A 13,625-nucleotide genomic window follows, 5' to 3' on the forward strand; every position below is an offset into this window, starting at 1 on the left:
GCGCCCATGAACAGCCCGATCTCCACTTCACACCCCGGCCGACAGGGCCTGGACTGGCTGCGCGCGCTCGACTTCCTCTCGAAGGAACGCGAACGCTTCGCCGACGCCAACCCGCAGTCCGCCCGCCTGGCCGACCGCGCCCGCGAACACCTGCTGTTCGGCGTGCCGCTGCACTGGATGAACGACTGGGGCACGCCGTTTGCTCTGCATGTCGACCACGCCAGCGGCGCCATGGTCACCGACGTCGATGGCCACGTCCTGACCGACTTCTGCCTGGGCGACACCGGCGCCATGTTCGGTCACTCGCCCGCACCCGTCGCCGCCGCCGTGGCCCGGCAGGCGACCCGCGGCTACACCACCATGCTCGCGACCGAAGACGCCGCCGTGGTCGGCGAACAGCTGGCGCAGCGCTTCGGCCTGCCGTTCTGGCAGTTCGCGATGAGCGCGACCGACGCGAACCGCTACATCGTGCGCTGGATCCGCGCCGCCACCGGGCGCCAGAAGATCCTGGTGTTCAACGGCTGCTACCACGGCACCATCGAAGACGTGTTCGTCGACCTGGTCAACGGCCAGCCGGTGCAGCGCGACAGCCTGCTCGGGCAGGTCCACAACCTGCTGGACCACACGGTGGTGGTCGAGTTCAACGACCTGGCGGCTCTGGACTCGGCGCTGGCGGGTGGCGATGTGGCCTGCGTGCTGGCCGAACCGGTGATGACCAACATCGGCATGGTGCTGCCCGAACCGGGGTTCTGGGACGCAGCGCAGCAGATCCTCCGCCGCCACGGCACGCTGCTGGTGATGGACGAGACCCACACCATCAGCACCGGCCCCGGCGGCTACGCCCGCGCGCACGGCATCGAGGCCGATGCGCTGGTGCTGGGCAAACCCGTCGGCGGCGGTGTGCCCTGCGCGGTCTACGGCATGAGCGCCGACCTCGCGGCGCGCGCCGAACAGGCCAAACGCGACGCCCCGCCCGGCCACAGCGGCATCGGCACCACCCTCACCGGCAACATGCTGGCCATGGCCGCCATGCGCGCCGCCCTCACCGAGGTCATGACGCCCGGGGCCTACGGCCACATGCTGGCGCTGGCCGAGCACCTGGCCGCCGGCCTGCGCACCGTGATCGGCCACCACGGCCTGCCCTGGTGCGTGACGCAGGTCGGCGCGCGCACCGAGTTCCAGTTCTGCCCGACGCCACCGAAGAACGGCAGCGAGGCCGACCGCATCCTCGACGGCGAGCTGGAGCACCTGATCCACCTCGGTCTGCTCAACCGAGGCGTCATGATCACGCCCTTCCACAACATGATGCTGGTGTGCCCGCAGACGACCATGGAAGACGTGGCCCAGCTGCTGGGCGCGCTCGACGAAGTCCTCGCCGCCATCACCCCCGAACGCTGACATGAAGACGCCCGCCCCGACCCAGCAGGACCAGACCTACGCGCAACTGCGGCAATGGGTCACGGTGGGCAAGTTCCTCCCGGGCGAGCGGCTGAAGATCCACGCCATTGCCCAGCAGCTGGGGGCTGGCGTCATGCCGGTGCGGGCCGCCCTGCAGCGGCTGGCGGCCGAGGGGGCTCTGGTCAATGTGCCGCACGCCGGCATGCAGGTGCCCCGGCTCTCGCTGGCCGAGTTCGACGACGTGCTGCAGACCCGGATGCTGCTCGAAGGCGAGGCCGCCGAACGCGGCGCGCACCGCCTGGACGCGGCCGGCGTGACCGGGCTGCTGGCGCTGGAGCAGCAGATGCGCGACGCGCTCAAGGCCAACGACGCCAAGGGCTACCTCGACGCCAACGAGCTGTTCCACCTGCGCCTGTACCAGGCCGCCGCGTCGCCCACCCTGCTCGCACTGATCGAGACCGTCTGGCTCAAGGTCGGCCCGCTGTCCAACAAGCTGTTCGAAGTGCCGGCCTCGCTGCGGGTGATCAACGACGCCCACGAAGACGCCGTCATGGCGCTGCGGCTGCGCGACAGCGCCGGCGTGCGGCGTGCGATCGAGAAGGACCTGTTCGTGGCAGCGCAGTTTCTGCGGCCGTTCTGCGTCGCCTGAGCGCGCGCCCCTTCAGGCCCGCCCAGGCCGCTGCAACAGCGTGCGGATGGCGGCCTCGGTGACGTCCTGGTTGCCTTCCCCGAAGTGGCGGTAGCGGATCCGCCCCCGGCCATCGATGAGGTAATGGGCTGGCCAGTACCGGTTGTCGTACGCCTTCCAGGTCGCGTGGTCGTTGTCCACGGCCACGGCGTGCTTCACCCCATGGCGCTGGATGGCCTGCTGCAAACCGGTCGCCGAGCGCTCGAAAGCGAACTCCGGGCTGTGCACGCCCACCACCACCAGCCCCTGGGTCTGGTAGGTCGCGGCCCAGCGGTTGACATGGGGCAGCGTGCGCAGGCAGTTGATGCAGGCGAAGGTCCAGAAGTCCACCAGCACCACCCGCCCCCGCAGCTGGGCGAGAGACAGCGGAGGGCTGTTGAACCACTGGCCGATGCCACGGAAGTCCGGTGCATCGCCCCAGTCCTGCAGACCGTCGGGCGACGCGAGCGACAGCAGTGGCAGGCTGGCCAGTCCGGCCAGCACGGTGCGCCGCCGCAGCGGCATGGAGTCGAAAGCCATGTTCAGAGTCCTCCAGCGATGGACGGATACCAGTCGGACAGCCAGAGCGTGACCAGCGTGTCGTACTGCAGAAAGGTCAGCAGGCCCACACCGGCCACCAGCAGGCCCAGCACCTGCTGCAAGCGGTGGGAAAAACCCGCCAGCCTGCGCAAACGGGTCATCGCCCACTGACCGCCGTAGGCGATCAGCAGCATGGGAATGGCCGCGCCCAGGGCGTACAGGCCCAGCAGGCTCGCGGACGCGCCCCAGTGGCGCTGCGACGCCACCAGGGTGAGGATGGTGGCGAGCACCGGACCGGCGCACGGCGTCCAGACCGCCCCCAGCGAGACACCCACCAGCAGTCCGCCGGCCCAGCCCGGGCCCGCCCGGTCGCCCAGACTGGTGACCCGGTTCAGGAAACCACTGGCCCACACACTGAGGCGCTGGAATCCCTGCGGCCAGAGCATGCTCAGGCCAAACAGCACCAGCAGCAGGGCCGCGCCATCGCGCACCGTCTGCTGCTCCAGGCCCAGCAGGTGCTGCAGCGACCCGAACACCAGCGCCAGCAGGGTGAACGACAGCGCAAAACCGAGGGCGATGAACACCGGTCGAGCGCCCGGGCCGCCCGCCGCGGAGACCCCCAGCACCACCGGCAGCAGCGGCAGCACGCAGGGCGCCGCCACGGTGAGCAGGCCGGCGGCAAAGGCCAGCCCCGGCTGCGCCAGATCGAGCCCGCTCATCGGGCCACCTCCGGTTCGCTGACCCGGCGCCACAACTGCGTCTTGCCGAACAGGGGAATGCCCACGTAGGGCCTCACCAGCAGCTGCTGCGGCCCGTCCAGGGTGAGCTGTACGCGGTAGGTCTTGGCCGTTTCGCGGTTGTAGATCTCGCCGCTCAGGACGCCCTCGCCGCCCGCCCGCAGTCCGCTCAGGATCTGCATGCCCAGCGCGGGCCGCTGGTCGGCGGGCGCCATCGCCTGCCCGGGCGCCTCCATCGAGCGGTTGGCCAGCACGCGCACCACGGTCCCGCACAGGGCATCGCCGCAGGGCGCAATGTCAATTTCCAGGTTGCCGGACTCGGTGACCCAGCGGCCGCCGTGGGCCGGCTGGGTCTGTGCCTGGGTCTGTGCCGCGGCAAGGCCGGTGGCAATCAGCAGCGTGAGGCGCAAGAAAGGGTGGTTCATCAAGACTCCTGAGGTCGGTGGGAATGACCTGCATTGAGCGCCGCCGGGTTGTCCCGCGTGTGTCCGGAACCGGGGCTTCTGTCGCGCCATGCGTCGGCGCCTGCCGCCAGACAAACTGCCATACAAATCTCCCGTCCGGGCCGTCCCGGGTTCCGGGTGGCTCGTGTAAAAAGCAGTAATGGAGCGCCCCGACCACATCCTCATCGTCGACGACGACCCTGGCATCCGGGAAATGCTGACCCGCTATCTGGAGCGGCAAGGTCTCCGGGCCACGGGCGCTGCGGATGGCCGCGAGATGCGCCGGGTCCTGGCGCGCGAACGGGTCGACCTGCTGGTGCTGGACCTGATGCTGCCGGGCGAGGACGGCATCAGCCTGTGCCGTGCGCTGCGTGCACCGGACCAGCGATTCCTGCCCATCGTCATCCTCAGCGCGCGCTCGGACGAGGCCGACCGCATCCTGGGGCTGGAGCTGGGAGCGGACGACTACCTGTCCAAGCCCTTTGCCGCGCGCGAACTGCTGGCGAGGGTGCACGCGGTGCTGCGGCGCACCCGGATGCTGCCGCCCCCCATCGCCGCCGAAACGCCGCTGCCGATGCTGTGTTTCGGGGAATGGACACTGGACACGGTCGCCCGCCACCTGCTGGACGGTGCGGGTACCGTGGTCTCGCTGTCGGGCGCCGAGTACCGCCTGCTGCGGGTGCTGCTGCAGCATCCGCAGCGCATCCTGGACCGCGACCAGCTGCTGCAACTGACCCAGGGGCGCGACGCCGATGCGCTGGACCGCTCCATCGATCTGCTGGTCAGCCGCGTGCGGCAGCGGCTGCGCGACGATCCGCGCGAGCCCCGCTACATCAAGACCGTTCGCAGCGAGGGTTATGTCTTCTGCCTGCCCGTGCGGACCGGTGGCGCGCCGGCGCCAGCGCCATGAGCCGGCCATTCAGCCTGTCCGCCCGGCTGGCCCTCATCCTGTTCGCCGGGTTGGCCCTGGCGCAGCTCCTGACCTTCGGCATGGTGCTGGCCGAGCGCAGCCTGGTGATGCGCGGCCTGATGGTGTCGTACCTGAGCACCGACATCGCCAGCTCCGTGGCCATGCTCGACCGGTTGCCCGGGGCCGAGCGTCAGGCCTGGCTGCCCCGGCTGGAGCGCCCCAACTACCGGCTGTTGCTGGGTGACCCGGCGGCGCCGGAGACGCTGGGCGCGCAGGACGATGTCTGGTCGGTGGCGGACGCCGTGTCCAAGGCCCTGGGCCAGCCGGTCCTGGCCGGCGCCTCCCCGGAACCGGGTGGCGAGCTTCGGCTGGTCCTGCGGCTCAAGGACGGCACGCCGCTGGCCGTGGATCTGGCACCGCCGCGCCTGCGCCTCTCGCCCTGGATGGTCGTGACCCTGTGCGTGCAACTGGCCGTGCTCGCCGCGGTCGGCTGGATCGCCGTGCGGCAGGCGACGCGCCCGCTCGGCCAGCTCGCCGCCGCCGCCCGGAACCTGCAGCCCGGACAACCGGCACCGCCGCTTCCCGAGACCGGTCCGCTGGAGGTGGCCCAGGCCGCCGCGGCCTTCAACCGCATGCGCCAGCGCATCGACAGCCACCTGGAAGAGCGCAACCAGATGATCGGCGCCATCTCGCACGACCTGCAGACGCCCATCACCCGCATGCGCCTGCGCGCCGACCTGCTGGACGACGGCACGCTGCGCGACAAGCTGCAGGGCGACCTGAGCGAGATGCAGCACCTGGTCGAGCAAGGCCTGGCCTATGCGCGCTCGGCCCAGGCCGAGCAGGAAGCGGTGGTGCCCACCGACCTGGTGGCCCTGGTCCAGAGCGTGGTGGCCGACCACCAGGATGCGCGGCAGGACGTGGTGTGGAAAGAAGCGCCATCGGACGAACCGACCAGCTGCACCGTGCCGACCCGGCCCCGCGCGCTGCGCCGGGCGCTGGGCAACCTGATCGACAACGCCGTCAAGTTCGCTGGTGCCGCGGAGGTGCGGCTGGTGACGTCCGATGGCCGCCCCTGCATCCTGGTCCTGGACCGTGGGCCGGGCATTCCCGCGCACGAGCTGGGCCGGGTGACACAGCCGTTCTACCGCATCGAAGGCTCACGCAACACCAGCACGGGCGGGACGGGCCTGGGGCTGGCCATCGTGCAGCGCCTGCTCCCGCATTGCCGGGCCGAGCTGCGGCTCGCGGCCAGGGCCGGCGGCGGGCTGGAGGCAAGCATCCGCTTTTCCGGCTAGCCCTTCCACCAGACCAGCGCGCCCAGCAGGCCGATCATCACCGGCTGGTGCAGCAGGTAATACGACAGGCTCCAGCGCCCCAGCATGACCAGCGCACGCTTGAACCCCCTGGCCGGCGCATCCCCCGCGCCCAGCCACTGCGGCCGGTTCGCCAGCGCCCAGCGCCCGGCCGCCAGCCCCCACCACATGACGCCCAGCCAGGGCAGCACCGGCGCGTAGTCTTCGGTCACCGGCAACTGGCTGATGAACCCGAGCGCGTTGAAGCCGGGCTGGTTGAGGAAGGCCAGCGACGAGATCGCAGCGATCACCAGCGGCGCGACCCACTTCACCGAAATCGCCAGCGCACCCAGGGGCCAGAGCCAGGCGCCCCAGCCCGCCGTGAGCCGCACCAGGATCAGCATGGCCGCGATGCCATGCAGGATGCCGAAGTAGATGAAGGTCTTCGGGAACATCAGCCACGAGCCGACGCTCACCAGCAGCGCCGCGCCGGCCACCTGCGCCCAGCGCTTCCAGAACCGGGGCCAGCCCTGTCCTTGCTCCGCTGCCACGGCTTGCGACAGACCGGCTGTGAAGAGAAACAGGCTCACGATGCACGTGCGCTGCCAGGTCCAGAACGGGTCGTCGTAGAAGTTCTGCCCGGTGAACCCGTAATAGGTCAGGTCAAAGCAGAAATGGAACACCGTCATCCACAGCATCGCCACCGCGCGCAGGAGGTCGATGCGGTCCAGCCGCGGTGTCGGACCGGATGGCGCCGCCGGCATCAGTCCAGAGACGACTGGTGGTGGATCGCCAGCAGCAGCTGCGCCAGCTCCCGCGGCGCGCTGACCATCGGGTCGTGGCCGGTCGCCAGTTCGTACACCTTCCAGCCGGGCTCGCTGCGCACGCGCTTGCGCGCCGCGTCGATGGTCGGTAGCGGCGGGTTGGTACAGTCGATGAAGCTGTGCGGCACCGCCCAGACCAGGGCCGGATCGAACAGCAAGGCCTCGTGATACAGGCGGTAGGGTTGGGGTGTCTGCCGGCGGTTGACCCAGTCGCGGTCGGCGCCGGCGAGGCCGAACACGCTCGCGTCCGGCGGCGGAAAGCTCAGGCCGTCGCTGGCTTCGGCCTCGGCCGCCCGCTTGGCCACGGTCTCGGGCGAATGCGGCGTGCTCCAGCTGCTGCCCGGGACGGGAATGCCGGCGTCCAGATAGACCAGGTGCCGCAGCAGGCCGGGGTGCGAGCGCTGCAACCGGTCGGCCACGCAGGTGATCAGGTTGCCGGCGTAGCTGTGGCCGACCAGCACCACGCGCTCCAGCTCCTCGGACTCGATCAGGCCGGTCACGTCCTGGATGTGGGTCTTGATGCCGACGTTGGGGCTCAGCAGGTGGGCCCGCTCGCCGACGCCGGTGAGCGTCACGGCGTGGGCATCCACCCCGGCGCCGCGCAGCAGCGGCAGCACCCGCTTCCAGCACCAGGCGCCGTGCCAGGAACCATGGACAAGGACGATGCTGGTGCGGGAAAGGTCTAGGGGTGCAGACATGGGCGATCTCCGGGACAATATCGGGTTCGTCGTTCGGCCCTGATTCTGCCTGCTCCCTGCCCATGCTGCCCCACCAACTCGAACTGCTTGCCCCCGCCCGCGACGCCGACATCGGCATCGAAGCCGTGAACCACGGGGCCGACGCGGTCTACATCGGCGGCCCGTCCTTCGGTGCCCGCACCAGCGCCGACAACTCGGTGCAGGACATTGCCCGCCTGGCGCAATACGCGCACCGCTTCAACAGCCGCATCTTCGTGACGATGAACACCATCCTGCGCGACGACGAGCTGGAGCCGGCGCGCAAGCTCGCCTGGCAGCTGTACGACGCCGGCGTGGACGCGCTGATCGTGCAGGACATGGGCCTGCTGGAAATCGACCTGCCGCCGATCCAGCTGCACGCCAGCACCCAGACCGACATCCGCACGCCCGAAAAAGCCCGCTTCCTGCAGGACGCAGGCCTCTCCCAGATCGTGCTGGCGCGCGAACTCACGCTGCAGCAGATCGCCGCCATCGACGCCGCGCTCGGCCCGAAAGACGCGCCCGGCCGCGCCATCCTCGAATTCTTCGTGCACGGAGCGCTCTGCGTCGCCTACAGCGGCCAGTGCTTCATCAGCCACGCCCACACCGGCCGCAGCGCCAACCGCGGCGACTGCTCGCAGGCCTGCCGCCTGCCGTATGAAGTCAAGGACAGCCAGGGCCGCATCGTCGCGCACGACAAGCACGTGCTCTCGATGAAGGACAACAACCAGAGCGACAACCTGAGCGAAATCATCGACGCCGGCGTGCGCAGCTTCAAGATCGAAGGCCGCTACAAGGACATGGCCTACGTCAAGAACATCACCGCGCACTACCGGGTGCTGCTCGACGACATCCTGGAAGAGCGCCAGAACTCGTCAAGCCCGCTGGCCCGCGCCAGCAGCGGCGAATGCACCTTCCACTTCCAGCCCGACCCCGACCAGAACTTCAACCGCGAGTTCACCGACTACTTCGTGCAGGGCCGCAAGGAAGACATCGGCGCCTTCGACACCCCCAAGAACCCGGGCCGCCCCATCGGCCACGTCACCGCCACCGGCCCCAATTTCGTCGAACTGCAGACCGACGACGCCGCCACCGTGATCCACAACGGCGACGGCCTGTGTTACCTGGACCTGCAGAAGGAACTGGTGGGCCTGCAGATCAACCGCGCCGAGGCCGTGAACAAGAAAGGGCTCTGGCGGGTGTTCCCGAAAGACCCCATGGAAGGCTTCAAGGACCTGCGCAAGGGCGTGCAGGTCAACCGCAACCGCGACATGGACTGGGTGCGCGGCCTGGAGCGCAAGTCGGCCGAGCGGCGCATCGGCGCCTGGCTCACGCTGGATGAAACCGCGGAAGGCCTGAGCCTGACCGTGACCGACGAAGACGGCCACAGTGGAAAAGCCACCCTGCCCGGCACGCCGGACAACGCCAAGGACCCCAGCCAGGCCGAGGCCAAGCTGCGCGAGAACCTCTCCCGCCTGGGCGACACCCTGTTCCAGCCGCTGGACGTGACGCTGAATCTGAATGGGCCGCGCTTCGTGCCCGCCTCCCAGCTCAACGCCCTGCGCCGAGACGCGGTGGAACAGCTCGAAGCCGCCCGCGCGGGAGCCTGGCACCGCCTGCCCCGCGCGAAACCTGTCGAGCCACCGGTCAACTACCCGGAAGACACGCTCACCTACCTCGCCAACGTGTTCAACCACAAGGCGCGCGATTTCTATGCAAAGCATGGCGTGAAGGTGATCGCCGCCGCCTACGAAAGCCACGAGGAAGAAGGCGAAGTCAGCCTGATGATCACCAAACACTGCGTGCGCTTCAGCCTCAGCCTCTGCCCCAAGCAGGCCAAGGGAGTGACCGGCGTGCAGGGCACGGTCAAGGCTGAGCCCATGCAGCTGATCAACGGCAAAGAGAAACTGACCCTGCGCTTCGACTGCAAACCCTGCGAGATGCACGTGGTCGGCAAGATCAAGCGCAGCGTGCTGAACGCGGTGCCCGAGAGTCCGGTGAAGTTCTACCGGACGCGGCCGGCCATCGGCCAGCCTTGAGCATCAGGCCTGCGGCAAAAACGATCCGACCACCCCGGGCGCCAGCAGCAGGCCGCCGGGCACGACGACCAGCCAGTCCAGACCCGCAATGCGCGCATTCGGTGGGTGGGCGGGAGCAACTGCGCGATTGACGGCATTCGCAGCGTTCTGCACCGGCACGACGATGAACATCGCGGCCAGATTGGTGAGCAACCCGTAGGGGACGGGCAACCACCACAGCAGACACAGAACGATCCATCCGATGGCGATGGGCCCGGCCGCCCGGCGGGTGGCATCCGGCGCCGACGGGTGCCTCAGGATGCGTCTGAACAGCGGATAGCAGAAAAACACCGCCATCACGGTGCGAAGTGCTGGCGAAAGGGATTCACCGCGCTGGTCCCGGACCAGCTTCCAGTGCCGGTACATCCAGTACATCTGATAGAAGCCAAAGGTGCAAACCGAGAGCACCACCAGCTTCCGCACCGACACCACGAAGAAGACGGGTTGGGCGCCGTCCCCATGTGATGAGGGTCCAGGGAGCTCGCTCGGCATGGGCATGTTCGGGCTATCGGTAGAAGCTGACCGAACCATCGGACTGCGCAAACTGCATCTTGCCGAAGCTGCGTTTGACGACATCAATCTGCGTAGACCGCATGTCCACCAGCGCCTTTTGCTCGTCTCCCACACGCATTTCCAGCTGGACCTGGACCAGAGCCGACTGCTTGTCGGGCGCAATGGTGATCGATTCGACGGTGTAGTCGATGTTCATGAACAACGGATGCCCGGCAGTTTCTTCAAGCCGTTTCTTGGAACGGTAGAAGTCGTCCACCGCTGAACAAGCGGATGCCTTGCTGACCACTTCATTCACAGGCATGGACTTGGCAGTGCTTGAAAACTTGCCATGCACGTCGTCCCGAAAGAGATCACAAAGCGCCTTTCCGTCCGCGTTCAGATATGCGGACGCGTAGGCCCGGTACAACTCTTTGACGTTCTCCTCGGAGACGCGCTTTCCTCCGACCGCGGAAAACCACAGTCCGTAGCCGATACAGGCGGCGATTGCGATCGTTTTGAAATTCATGTGTGTGTCTGTCCTTCCTCCCGCGCCTCCACCACCAGCGCCTTGACCTGCACGCCCTTGACCGCGGCGATGGCCCGGATGCGGACACCCTCTTCCGCTTCCAGGCGCAGCCGCTGGTGGTAGTCCAGACCATCGGTCTGGCCGGGGTTGTGCGCGGGAATGCGGCGGGACCACTGGCGCAGGCCGTCGAATTCCACGGTCAGCTCCAGCCAGGCATCGCCGATGTCGGGCGGCACGTTCACCACCAAGCTCACGTCGGCATCGAACACCCGGGCGCGGCCATTGAGTCCGGGAATGTTGAGCACGACCACCGAGTCGCTGCCGGCATCGGCTCGCCAGTGTTCAGGCTTGTGGGCACGCGTGGCTGTTGTTGGTTTCATGGCGCGGCGAATGTACCGCAACCCGGTCCCGGGCGTGGCATGGCCACGAAAAAAGGGCGCCGCAGCGCCCCTGTTCGATCCCGCGCCTCCGCCTCAGATATAGGCGGTGACCGGTCTGGCGTGGCGCATGTGCAGGCTCAGGCCCAGTGCCGCCATGTGGTTGCTGTTGCGGCCGAGGATCTGTTCGGACAGCGGCAGGAACTCGACTTCCTCGTAGCGGGCGTGGGCGGTGTATTCGGTCACCAGCCGTTGCACTTCGCCGATGTCGAGATCGGTGCTCTGCCCCTTGGCCACCTGCTTGAGGCCCTTTTCGAGCCGCTTCCACAGCGCCTCGACCATGCGGTGTTCTTCGGTCAGGCGCTTGGTCATGGCCTTGACACGCTCCAGCTCTTCGCCGGGTTGTGCGCTGGCGATCACGGCCGGGAACAGCTCGCGCTCTTCTTCCAGGTGGTGTTCGAAGATCGCTTCGCGGAAGAATTCCAGCGACTGTTCGGCGATCTGGCGGGCTCGTGCCGCGGGTTCCAGCAATGCAGGCAACTCGTCGAGCGCATTCAGACGCTTGATGATGCCGCTGTGGCAATTGGTGAAGTTGCTGATCGGTGCGCTGGCGTCGGTGGTCTTGTTCATGGTGCTCCTCTCGGGGGTTCACGTGAGACCGCCAAAGGACTTCTTCAGCACACTCACGATCTGGAGACCAGTCTAGACACCAGCACGGGAAAGGCCTTGATTCAGGTCAAGGCCCCGCGATCATTCAGTGTGCGGATTGACCACGCATCCGGTTGAACAGTTTGAACAGCACCACGCACACGGCGCCCGCCAGCAGACCGGCCACACCGCCCGCCAGGTTGTTGACCACCGCACCCAGGGCGCCCAGGCCTTCGGCGAAATGCTCGACCGCATGGCCCAGGGCCGGCACACCGTGCAACAGGATGCCGCCGCCGACCAGGAACATGGCGGCCGTGCCCACCACCGACAGCGTCTTCATCAGCCAGGGCGCGAACGCCAGAATCGCGCGCCCGACCGCCTTTGCCGCCGACGAGGCCTTGCGCGTCAGGTGCAGGCCCAGGTCGTCGAGCTTGACGATGCCGCCGACCAGGCCATAGACGCCGATGGTCATGATGATCGAGATGCCGACCAGCACGGCGACCTGCCGCGCGAACGGGGCAGCGGCCACCGTGCCCAGCGTGATCACGATGATCTCGGCAGACAGCACGAAGTCGGTGCGGATCGCCCCCTTGACCTTTTCCTTCTCGAAAGCGACCAGGTCGACCTTCTCGTCGCTCACCGCCTTGACCAGCTCGGCGTGGTGGGCGTCGTCCTCGCTCTTCTTGTGGAGGAAGGCGTGCAGCAGCTTTTCGGCGCCTTCGAAACACAGGAACAGGCCGCCCAGCATCAGCAGCGGCGTGATCGCCCAGGGCGCGACCGCGCTGATCGCCAGCGCCGCCGGCACCAGGATCGCCTTGTTCAGCAGCGAGCCCTTGGCCACCGCCCAGACCACCGGCAGTTCGCGTTCGGCGTTGACGCCGGTGACCTGCTGGGCGTTCAGCGCCAGGTCGTCACCCAGCACGCCCGCGGTCTTCTTGGCGGCGAGCCCTGTCATGGCGCTCACGTCGTCGGCGGCCGCCATGCCCTGGCGGGCCGCGACCTTGGTCATCACGGCCACGTCGTCAAGCAGGGTGGCGATGTCGTCTAGAAGAACAAAGAGGCTGGAGGCCATGGTGTGTCGCAGCAGGTGTGAAGAAACGAAGCGGCTCACTCTATCAGGCAAGCTTCCGGGAAATCCGGAAGGTGTCTCACGCCGATTCAGGGCCAGACAAGCGGGAACAGGGGGTCGTTCATTGGCGCTCCATCGGGCACGCGGTTCTCCAGATCCGGGAACGGCGGCGAGGTGCGCCAGCGGCGCGGCGCGTGGGTGGCGTCGTCGCCCAGGTAACGGGCCGAGAACACGCGCCGTCGCACGCCGGGGCCGGTGCCGCTGCTGGCGTGCAGGCTGAGCATGTGGAAGGCCACACAGTCGCCCGGCTCCAGCGCCCAGGCCAGTTGCCGGTGGGTGTCCGGCTCGGCGTCGATCGGCGGCAGTTCGGCCAGCGCGCCCTCGGGGAACCACCTGGCCTGCTGGTCGCGGAAGGTGCGCGGCATGTACCAGGTGCCGGTGTGCGAACCGGCCACGAAGCGCAGGGTGCTGGCCAGCGGTACCGGGTCGACCGGAATCCAGAAACTCACGTTCTGCATGCCGCCGACGTTGTAGTACGGCTGGTCCTGGTGCCAGGGGGTGGGCTGGCGGGTGCCGGCCTCCTTGACCAGCAGGTGGTCGTGGTACAGGCGCACCGCCTGGCTCTGCATCAGCTGCGCCGCCAGGTGTGGCAGGGCCGAGTCCTTCAGGATGCGCTGGTAGTCCGGATTGGACAGCCAGGTGCAGAAATCCTCGACGAAGCGCCCCGGGTCGTCGGGCTCGCTGGCCACCAGCGCCAGCGGGCTCAGGTGGGCCAGGTTGTGCTCGATGCCGGCTTCCAGGGTGCGCAGATCGTCGGCATTGAGCACGCCCCGCAGCACCACCGCCCCGTCGCGGGCGTAGGCCTGGACGGTGTCGGCGGGCAGCGGGTGCGTCCGGCTCATCGC

General features: G+C 68.3%; 16 protein-coding genes. 5 read left to right on the forward strand and 11 right to left on the reverse strand.

Annotated features, from left to right (window positions below; translation table 11 throughout):
- Positions 1 to 6 precede the first annotated feature (6 nt).
- Positions 7 to 1,398, forward strand: coding sequence for an aspartate aminotransferase family protein (locus tag ACS5NL_RS16775; protein ID WP_439355021.1), 1,392 nt, complete (start codon positions 7 to 9; stop codon positions 1,396 to 1,398).
- Position 1,399: 1 nt separating this feature from the next.
- The gene (locus tag ACS5NL_RS16780; protein ID WP_439355022.1) at positions 1,400 to 2,047 is read left to right on the forward strand and encodes a GntR family transcriptional regulator; all 648 of its coding nucleotides are present in this window, start codon (positions 1,400 to 1,402) and stop codon (positions 2,045 to 2,047) included.
- Positions 2,048 to 2,059: 12 nt separating this feature from the next.
- On the opposite strand, the gene ACS5NL_RS16785 is transcribed toward ACS5NL_RS16780, so the two are convergent.
- The 3 genes from ACS5NL_RS16785 to ACS5NL_RS16795 are packed head-to-tail and all read right to left on the reverse strand — an operon-like array spanning position 2,060 to position 3,767.
- On the reverse strand, positions 2,060 to 2,605 hold the full coding sequence (locus tag ACS5NL_RS16785) for a thioredoxin family protein (protein ID WP_439355023.1): 546 nt from the start codon (positions 2,603 to 2,605) through the stop codon (positions 2,060 to 2,062).
- Positions 2,606 to 2,607: 2 nt separating this feature from the next.
- On the reverse strand, positions 2,608 to 3,324 hold the full coding sequence (locus ACS5NL_RS16790) for a cytochrome c biogenesis CcdA family protein (protein ID WP_439355024.1): 717 nt from the start codon (positions 3,322 to 3,324) through the stop codon (positions 2,608 to 2,610).
- Positions 3,321 to 3,767 carry a DUF2147 domain-containing protein gene (locus ACS5NL_RS16795; protein WP_439355025.1) on the reverse strand — a complete coding sequence of 149 codons (447 nt, stop codon included), beginning with the start codon at positions 3,765 to 3,767 and terminating at the stop codon, positions 3,321 to 3,323. The genes ACS5NL_RS16790 and ACS5NL_RS16795 overlap by 4 nt, the downstream gene beginning before the upstream one ends.
- Before the next feature lie 178 nt (positions 3,768 to 3,945).
- On the opposite strand from ACS5NL_RS16795, the gene ACS5NL_RS16800 reads away from it, so the two are divergent.
- A complete protein-coding gene (locus ACS5NL_RS16800) occupies positions 3,946 to 4,695 on the forward strand; it encodes a response regulator (protein ID WP_439355026.1) in 750 nt (249 codons plus the stop codon).
- On the forward strand, positions 4,692 to 5,993 hold the full coding sequence (locus tag ACS5NL_RS16805) for an ATP-binding protein (protein ID WP_439355027.1): 1,302 nt from the start codon (positions 4,692 to 4,694) through the stop codon (positions 5,991 to 5,993). The genes ACS5NL_RS16800 and ACS5NL_RS16805 overlap by 4 nt, the downstream gene beginning before the upstream one ends.
- On the opposite strand, the gene ACS5NL_RS16810 is transcribed toward ACS5NL_RS16805, so the two are convergent.
- Both ACS5NL_RS16810 and ACS5NL_RS16815 read right to left on the reverse strand, forming a co-directional pair.
- On the reverse strand, positions 5,990 to 6,754 hold the full coding sequence (locus ACS5NL_RS16810) for an acetyltransferase domain-containing protein (RefSeq protein WP_439355028.1): 765 nt from the start codon (positions 6,752 to 6,754) through the stop codon (positions 5,990 to 5,992). The two genes, ACS5NL_RS16805 and ACS5NL_RS16810, sit on opposite strands and share 4 nt — an antisense overlap.
- A complete protein-coding gene (locus ACS5NL_RS16815) occupies positions 6,754 to 7,512 on the reverse strand; it encodes an alpha/beta fold hydrolase (protein ID WP_439355029.1) in 759 nt (252 codons plus the stop codon). The genes ACS5NL_RS16810 and ACS5NL_RS16815 overlap by 1 nt, the downstream gene beginning before the upstream one ends.
- A 56-nt stretch (positions 7,513 to 7,568) precedes the next feature.
- Here ACS5NL_RS16815 and ACS5NL_RS16820 point away from each other — a divergent pair, with 56 nt between their 5' ends.
- Positions 7,569 to 9,569 (forward strand): peptidase U32 family protein, encoded by a 2,001-nt coding sequence (locus ACS5NL_RS16820; RefSeq protein ID WP_439355114.1) that lies wholly within the window; start codon positions 7,569 to 7,571, stop codon positions 9,567 to 9,569.
- Between the two features lie 3 nt (positions 9,570 to 9,572).
- Here the strand turns inward: ACS5NL_RS16820 and ACS5NL_RS16825 are convergent, their stop codons facing one another.
- The 6 genes from ACS5NL_RS16825 to ACS5NL_RS16850 all read right to left on the reverse strand — a co-directional run bounded on the left by ACS5NL_RS16825 (position 9,573) and on the right by ACS5NL_RS16850 (position 13,622).
- Positions 9,573 to 10,100, reverse strand: a complete 528-nt coding sequence (locus tag ACS5NL_RS16825; protein WP_439355030.1) for a DUF4234 domain-containing protein — start codon at positions 10,098 to 10,100, stop codon at positions 9,573 to 9,575.
- 13 nt (positions 10,101 to 10,113) lie between these two features.
- A complete protein-coding gene (locus ACS5NL_RS16830) occupies positions 10,114 to 10,626 on the reverse strand; it encodes a hypothetical protein (RefSeq protein WP_439355031.1) in 513 nt (170 codons plus the stop codon).
- Positions 10,623 to 11,006 carry a hypothetical protein gene (locus ACS5NL_RS16835; RefSeq protein ID WP_439355032.1) on the reverse strand — a complete coding sequence of 128 codons (384 nt, stop codon included), beginning with the start codon at positions 11,004 to 11,006 and terminating at the stop codon, positions 10,623 to 10,625. Before ACS5NL_RS16835 ends, ACS5NL_RS16830 begins: the two co-directional genes overlap by 4 nt.
- A gap of 93 nt (positions 11,007 to 11,099) precedes the next feature.
- Positions 11,100 to 11,633, reverse strand: coding sequence for a hemerythrin domain-containing protein (locus ACS5NL_RS16840; protein ID WP_439355033.1), 534 nt, complete (start codon positions 11,631 to 11,633; stop codon positions 11,100 to 11,102).
- A gap of 124 nt (positions 11,634 to 11,757) precedes the next feature.
- Positions 11,758 to 12,723 (reverse strand): DUF808 domain-containing protein, encoded by a 966-nt coding sequence (locus tag ACS5NL_RS16845; protein ID WP_439355034.1) that lies wholly within the window; start codon positions 12,721 to 12,723, stop codon positions 11,758 to 11,760.
- A gap of 86 nt (positions 12,724 to 12,809) precedes the next feature.
- A complete protein-coding gene (locus tag ACS5NL_RS16850; protein WP_439355035.1) occupies positions 12,810 to 13,622 on the reverse strand; it encodes a phytanoyl-CoA dioxygenase family protein in 813 nt (270 codons plus the stop codon).
- Between the last annotated feature and the right edge of the window lie 3 nt (positions 13,623 to 13,625).

Origin of the sequence: Hydrogenophaga sedimenti (assembly GCF_051857515.1) — a bacterium.
In the GTDB taxonomy this organism is placed as follows: domain Bacteria; phylum Pseudomonadota; class Gammaproteobacteria; order Burkholderiales; family Burkholderiaceae_C; genus Hydrogenophaga.